The organism is Chitinophaga sp. (genome assembly GCF_036566945.1).
Lineage (GTDB): Bacteria > Bacteroidota > Bacteroidia > Chitinophagales > Chitinophagaceae > Chitinophaga.
The window spans coordinates 1-6,783 of record NZ_DATCVJ010000696.1 but is presented as its reverse complement, the minus strand read 5'-3'; the positions used below and the strand labels follow the sequence as shown (position 1 = coordinate 6,783).

Genomic DNA, 6,783 nt, shown 5'->3' with positions numbered 1-6,783 from the left:
CCCGTTTTTCCCAGGCAGGAGGCGGATCGCTGGAAGGCTATGAAAATGGACTCCCCGGGCAGTATAGTGTAAATCAGGTTAACTTCGAAACGGCTTTTAAGTACAAGGGTTTCAGCTGGCAATCAGAATGTCACTGGAAACAAATCGTCGATAAATTGAATAAAGACGAAACAGATAATCTTTATGGCTATTATGTGCAGGCCGGTTATTTCTTCCACCAGGCGATAAACTGGTGGCCCGAACCATTGGAACTTGCCGCCCGTAACGCCGGCTATATGCCTAACAGAGAAGCAGACCAAACAAAGAAACGGGAAACTTCCATCGCTACCAACTGGTTTTTTAACGGACATAAAAATAAAGTAACCGCCGAGGTGAGTTATTTTAATTACGACAAAACAGGTGATGTGCCTGCGAGTCAATGGCGATTCAGATTACAATGGGATATCTCCTTGTAGCGGGTATCAATTTCCCTGGATCTGCTGCCCTGCAACAACCACGTCTACCTGAAAACAGGTAGATTTATTTCCTGTTATTCCGGTATATACCGGGCCTGTTGAATATGCTATTTTTGTTCTGTTAGATAAACTATCAGAACCATGCTTTTTCATATTCGTACGGCTATCCTGATTTCTGCTGCCTCACTTATCCTCACCGCCATTGGAGGAGAGAGCCAGGCACAGGAAAAATTCGACAGTAAACTGCTGAAGAACGGTAAATACACCCTCGCCTGTTACGCTGTAAATAATGGCAGCGAAGCGCCCATCGGCACCTTTACCATCGGTATCAATGCGGCCAACGATCAACTGGCACTCACTACTATCACTGCGCTTGCCGGATTGGAAGAGTGGAAGGATACTTCCATATCTAAGCTTGATAACTTCAAGCCTGTTTACCGCGCATCGCATAGCACCTTAAAAGATATGGTGCTGCATTTCGGGAATAATGTTACCGGTTATTATGTTGATAAGAAAACAGGAAAGAAAACACAGATTCAGGAAACAGGCAACCAGTATTTTATAGATAGTTATACCTATCCGTTCCTGCTGTCGCTGCTGCCGCTGACTTCCGGCTATAGTACCGAGTTACCCGTGTATGAATACAAACCCACCAACAGCGATAACCTGAAAAAAGCGGTGGTGGAAGAAGTGAAAAACAGCACCTGGATTAGTAAATACACCGGCAAGCACGATGTATGGGAAGTGACCGTAGTAGAACCTTCTACCGATGAAAAATCTATTTCTTACATCGATAAGAAAACCCGCCGGCTCTGGCAAATAGATTCATGGAGCAATGGTCAGCAGATCAGGATGGTGGATATGGAAGCAGATTTCAATTCCATCAAATCGCCGTTCGATAAAGAAGCGACGATGAAAATGGTGAAAGGCGGTAACGCTATTATTAACGGACAGGTGTTTGCCCGCGATTACAACGACAACGGTACTATCTGGGCCAAAATGCAGGTGATGAATATACAGGCCAAGCAGGTGGCTCCCCGTGGCACACAAGTGGTCCTTATCCCTTACAACGATTACTTCAAGGAATGGATCAAGGTAAACGAATCGCAACGTAAAAAAGGCAGGGAAGGTATTGCACTGCTGGATGAAGCCGCCCAATGTATTAAAACGGCACAGGTATACGATGACGAAGGGCATTTCGAATTTGTAAACCTCATGCCCGGCGAGTACCTGTTGTATACCGAATTTGGCTACGACCATTCCTATAGCCAGGACGAAGTGGTGGGCTATACCGACCATTATATCAACGGGATGTTCCAGGGCACATCTGCCAATACGGTAAACCGGAGTTATAGTACCGGCGCCGGTGCTGTTGTAAAAAAGGTGGTGACAGTAAGTAAACCCGGCGAAAAAGTGGAGGTAAAACTGAAGAAAACCCACGCCTAGTAGTGTGTAGCAAATAACGCATGGCCATCGTTAGTTTTTGCTAATGGTGGCCATGCGCTATTTTACAATCAGCAGGAAGGCATGGTAATTATGTGCAACGCTCCAACTCCTAATTCCAATTGTCTATTTTAACATCATTAGGATCGGGCGTACCTTTGCCGGTTTCCAGCAACGCTTTCAGACTCATCAGAAATACCGCCCATTTGGTGCTGCAGTGGTGCATAAACTCTACGGGTTCTTTCCAGTTGAGCTGTTTGAAAAGCAGAATGATGTAATCGCCATCCTGTTTCAGTTCAAAGTCAACGGTGGTATTTATCCATTCTTCCGGTCCATCAACAACCAGCCACTGCACATGACTGGGCGCAGTAAGATCGGTCACTTTCATATCAAAACCTCCCGCTCCAAAGCGAAATTTGATGATATTGCCCACTTGATCGCCTTCTCCTTCTGTGTTGCTTGTCCACCAGCGTGCAAGTCCTTCTCTGGTGGTTAATGCCTGATAAACAGCATCCATAGATGCCGATTTGATGCCAATTCTGTGCAAGATGTCTGCCATAGTGATGGGTGTTTTTGGATTTAAAATTTGTGCCAATTCAAAAGTACCGAATGGGCCAGACTTCGCGACTGTGTGATATGGACAATATCAAGGGGCGATTCGGACAATACAAAAAGGCGGATACTGCTTCGGAGCTTACTAATACTAAGACAACCGTCCTCCTTACTATTTGTAGATTGGAAAGGATACCCAGATGAATGAATTTTACTGTCATCGGCATTACTATCTTTAACGCCAATAGTAATGTCGCGGACCCGGTGAACCAGAAAAATAAATGGCCATTTTAAATAGTGAAATCAATCATTAGGATGAAGAATATTAGTCTGCTGATTTTATTGCTCAGCTACCTTTCCGCTTTTGCACAGCCCAAAACAAATATCGATATTAACAGCAGTGACTCCGCTTTATATGTGAGATTTGACGGCCATGAGTACGTTGATATTCGCAGGGCTACGGCCGAACAATTGAAACGTATCAGGGGCCGGGAACGGATGAATGTACTATCTGATAATGGTTTCCGGGGATTGTATGCCGGCAGATATGAAGCAACATTCCCCAGAAACTCCTTAGCATGGCGGTTGCAGCAGCCTACCGGATCAAAGATATATTGGGGTAATCGCTGGCAATGGGGCACCTTGTCAAAAAACACCATACTCGTGGATGGGCCTTCATCTGTGGAAGTTATTGATGGCTATATCACACCGGAAAACGCAAAAAATTACCGCTACCGCATTATCCGGAACGACAATACACAACTGACCGACTGGACGCAACCTGCTGATTTCAGACAAACCGCCGATGGTAAAGCAACCTATTGCCTGCTTGGCAATATTCCTTACCAGGAAAAACAGTTTGTGCAAATTGAAATCTATCATGTTAAAAATTATAAAGACAGGGACGCCATTCTCATTGATTGGCGGGAACCAAGACCCCTGATTTTTACAGCGGCAGTTGGTTATATGAGCCGGTATAGGGGAGGTACGATCCTTTCCGTTTCGCTGGGCAAGGACAGGGCATCTACAGATGTAAGTTTCCTGGAAACAGATACCTTAACAGATATCAGGTTTAGATTGGCGGATTCATTGGTGAAAATTGATTTCCACTCTGTAAACCTAACCACCCCTTATAATTATCAGATCCGTTTGAAAAGAACAATCGACAACAAGACTGAAAATATTGATTTGGGAGAATTCAATGGCTCGTTTGCACTGTATAAAGAGTTTTGGGACAAGGCAGGTTATTATGAAATTACCTTTAAGCCAAAAGTAGTGACCTGGGAGGGATCAGTAAGTTATCTTACCGCAAAAGCCAGGAGCTATCAATTTATGGTACTTCCTCCTCTAACAACAGGTAAATGGTTTTCGAATAAAGCGTTGCTGTTGATTGGTCTCGTGGGCTGCGCTTTCTTTGGCATAAGTATCGGCAGCCTGTGGATCTGGCTCAGAAAGAAGAATCAAAAGAAGGTCCGCGAAGAACAGCAACAGAAAGATGTAGCCAGAACCCAATTGGCTACAGTACGTTCCCAGCTGAATCCGCATTTTATGTTCAATGCATTGGCTGGTATCCAACACCTGATGAACAAACAACAAACAGAAGAAGCGAATCATTACCTGGGAAAATTCGCCCGGCTAACAAGAAACGTATTGGATAATAAAGAATTGATAAGTCTCCATGAAGAAAAAAATCTACTGGAAGACTACCTCCAAATGGAGCAGTTACGTTTCGGATTTAACTACGAGATAGTTGTTGGCCAAGGGGTAGATATACATAACATTGAAATCCCCGCCATGCTGCTGCAGCCTTTTGTGGAAAATGCCGTCAAACATGGTATTTCGACTAAAAAAGCAGCCGGCAACATAACAATTTCCTTTGTACAACAAGGACATGATTTGATGATAAAAATAGCAGATAATGGCCAGGGATTTGACGTAACGAAAAATTATACAGGCCTGGGTTTGCAACTTAGTAAGAACAGGATATCTTTATTGAATACTATTTACCAGGATACACCCTTTGTGTTGTTGATGGATGCAAACGATAAAGGAACCACCATTACAATTACCTTAATCCAATGGCTATAAAATGAGGGCAATATTAGTGGACGATGAGCCGGCCAATTTAGAGAACCTGCAAATTTTATTAGAAAAACACTGTCCGTCTGTGAAGGTGCTGGCAGGCGTAATGCAGGAGGAAGAAGCTGTGCCGCTTATTCAGCTACATCAACCAGATCTGCTTTTCCTGGATATTCAGTTAGGGAAAAGTACCGGCTTTGAGTTATTGAGTAAGCTGGAAGACAGGTCGATGGAGGTCATTTTTGTAACGGCTTATGATCACTACGGCATTCAGGCCGTTAAGTTTGCGGCACTCGATTATTTGCTAAAGCCTGTAAACCCCGCCGAACTGGCCAGCGCCGTACAGAAAGCAGAAAGCAGGGTAAGGCATAAACAACAAAACGAGCAGCTGGGATTTCTGCTGCAGCAATTACATCTGCCTAAAACAAACACGCCCAGAATTGCGTTGCCCCAGTTAAGTGAAATCAGGTATGTATTGGTAAATGATATTGTGAGATGTGAAGCCGATAACACCTATACTTTCTTCTTTCTCTCCAATGGAGAAAAAATGCTGATTTCTAAATCATTGAAAGAATACGCCGACCTGCTAAAGCCTCATGGGTTTTTAAGAACACACCAAACCCATTTGGTGAATCCCGTTTACGTAAAGAGCTGGCTCAAAGAAGATGGCGGGATGCTGTTGATGAACAACGGCCATAAAATACCGATATCAAAGCCTAATCGCCCGTATGTTAAAATAGCCCTGGGGAAGTAGGCAGGAATGTTTGTTAGCCCGCTGCCTGATACCCTCCAGCCCCAACCAGCCGCGCTCTACCCCTTGTCATGCGACGCATCTCTCCGCAGTTATTCCTCCAAACCCCACGAATATGGACCGCAACCGGCCAGATATGTCTTGCCCCGCTGTGGAACAGGGCCTCCTCCCTAATTTTAATCCAGATTTAAAATCCAATAACATGAAACAGTTACAAAAACTGGTTACCAAAAAGGTAGCATCTCCGGAAACGGTAAAAGGCGGCAGAATGGCTTTCTCTGCTGAATTCTCTGTTGATGATCAGGAAAGAACCACGGAAAATTATGCATCGTGGAATGGTCAGCATTATGTAACCGACACCCGGAATGACCCTAACAAGTAATCACCCCTAAACGTAAACCACAAAAAATTAAAAACTATGGAAAAGTTGAAAAAACTGAATGCAAAAAAAGTTGAATCGCTGGAAACAATTAAAGGTGGCAGAGCAGCTCTTCAGGCAGAATTCTCTACAGAATTGGCAGACGAAGCGGCAGGCACTACTGTTCACACCCCCACGCATTATTCAGGTCCGGATGTATACGTGTGTGACCACAAACGTGATAAGTAATCAATATCTACTTCCACCATTCTGATGGAAGCAACAGGACTGCCGGTTACGGCCGGCAGTCCTTACTCCCGGCCATCAAATTTATACCATGTCTCAACAGCTCCTCATATTAAGTCAATCGCACCTGGAAGGCACCACTGATCAGGTGTGCCAGTGGATGAACCATTTGCAGATTCCCTTCCTGCGGGTGAATGGCGAGGACTTCTTCCAATTTCAACAACTCAGCGATTTGCCTGCCAACAACAATATTGGTGTTGTTTGGTACCGGAGAAAAATCAACAGCTTTCCTGTAAAATACAGCCTTAAACAGCCGGACTTTAATACACAGTATACCCTGAAACGCTTTCTGATAGATGAATTTAACGGCCTTTATTCATTGTTGTTTTATACTATTGACCGGCAAAAGTGGCTGAATGATCCCCTCTCAGAAGATCAGCTGAACAAATTACATGTATTAAGTTTGGCCCGCAAATATGGCATTAGTACACCTTTTACAGAAGTGGTGACGAGCAAAGCCGCCATTACACAGCTGTTGGAGAGCTACTCCGAACTAATTGTGAAACCTGTCAGCGAATGTATTTTCCTCGAAGACACAGACGGCACACAATATAAAATGTTGACCAAAACCATTAACAAAGCCAATCTGCAGCAGGTGCCGGAGAAATTCTTTCCTTCGATGGTACAGGAAAAAATTATCAAAAAACTGGAAATACGAACTTTTTATCTCGATGGCGATTGCTATTCGATGGCTATTTTTTCTCAGAATAACCGCAAAACTAAAGACGATTTCCGGAACTACGATCACCAGCGCCCCAACAGAACAGTGCCCTACAAACTACCCGCCCACCTGGAAGCCAGGCTGGACCAGCTGATGAAATCACTGCGCTTCCGGACAG

At 44.3% G+C, this 6,783-nt stretch carries 8 protein-coding genes; 7 read left to right on the top strand and 1 reads right to left on the bottom strand.

From position 1 onward, the window contains the following. Together VIP81_RS21015 and VIP81_RS21010 are read left to right on the top strand one after the other, a co-directional pair. Window positions 1-455, top strand: a 455-nt coding sequence (locus VIP81_RS21015; protein WP_331965840.1) for a porin, incomplete at its 5' end; no start/stop codon positions are given. A gap of 141 nt (window positions 456-596) precedes the next feature. Beyond that, complete coding sequence (locus VIP81_RS21010) at window positions 597-1,901, top strand: hypothetical protein (RefSeq protein ID WP_331965837.1); 1,305 nt, start codon at window positions 597-599, stop codon at window positions 1,899-1,901. 109 nt (window positions 1,902-2,010) lie between these two features. On the opposite strand, the gene VIP81_RS21005 is transcribed toward VIP81_RS21010, so the two are convergent. Beyond that, window positions 2,011-2,457, bottom strand: coding sequence for an SRPBCC domain-containing protein (locus VIP81_RS21005; protein WP_331965834.1), 447 nt, complete (start codon window positions 2,455-2,457; stop codon window positions 2,011-2,013). A 308-nt stretch (window positions 2,458-2,765) separates the two neighbouring features. On the opposite strand from VIP81_RS21005, the gene VIP81_RS21000 reads away from it, so the two are divergent. The 5 genes from VIP81_RS21000 to VIP81_RS20980 form a co-directional block, all read left to right on the top strand. Then, window positions 2,766-4,538 (top strand): sensor histidine kinase, encoded by a 1,773-nt coding sequence (locus VIP81_RS21000; RefSeq protein ID WP_331965831.1) that lies wholly within the window; start codon window positions 2,766-2,768, stop codon window positions 4,536-4,538. Between the two features lies 1 nt (window position 4,539). After that, a complete protein-coding gene (locus VIP81_RS20995) occupies window positions 4,540-5,283 on the top strand; it encodes a LytTR family DNA-binding domain-containing protein (RefSeq protein ID WP_331965828.1) in 744 nt (247 codons plus the stop codon). 199 nt (window positions 5,284-5,482) lie between these two features. Next, on the top strand, window positions 5,483-5,662 hold the full coding sequence (locus VIP81_RS20990) for a hypothetical protein (protein WP_331965825.1): 180 nt from the start codon (window positions 5,483-5,485) through the stop codon (window positions 5,660-5,662). 36 nt (window positions 5,663-5,698) lie between these two features. Beyond that, window positions 5,699-5,887 (top strand): hypothetical protein, encoded by a 189-nt coding sequence (locus VIP81_RS20985; RefSeq protein ID WP_331965822.1) that lies wholly within the window; start codon window positions 5,699-5,701, stop codon window positions 5,885-5,887. An 88-nt stretch (window positions 5,888-5,975) separates the two neighbouring features. Continuing rightward, on the top strand, window positions 5,976-6,783 hold an 808-nt coding region (locus VIP81_RS20980; RefSeq protein ID WP_331965819.1), incomplete at its 3' end, for a hypothetical protein.

What these genes read in the sequence shown, in the direction of transcription:
- VIP81_RS21010 (WP_331965837.1), top strand. Translation starts at nt 597, where the DNA reads ATGCTTTTTCATATTCGTACGGCTATCCTGATTTCTGCTGCCTCACTT.
- VIP81_RS21005 (WP_331965834.1), bottom strand. Translation starts at nt 2,457, where the DNA reads ATGGCAGACATCTTGCACAGAATTGGCATCAAATCGGCATCTATGGAT.
- VIP81_RS21000 (WP_331965831.1), top strand. Translation starts at nt 2,766, where the DNA reads ATGAAGAATATTAGTCTGCTGATTTTATTGCTCAGCTACCTTTCCGCT.
- VIP81_RS20995 (WP_331965828.1), top strand. Translation starts at nt 4,540, where the DNA reads ATGAGGGCAATATTAGTGGACGATGAGCCGGCCAATTTAGAGAACCTG.
- VIP81_RS20990 (WP_331965825.1), top strand. Translation starts at nt 5,483, where the DNA reads ATGAAACAGTTACAAAAACTGGTTACCAAAAAGGTAGCATCTCCGGAA.
- VIP81_RS20985 (WP_331965822.1), top strand. Translation starts at nt 5,699, where the DNA reads ATGGAAAAGTTGAAAAAACTGAATGCAAAAAAAGTTGAATCGCTGGAA.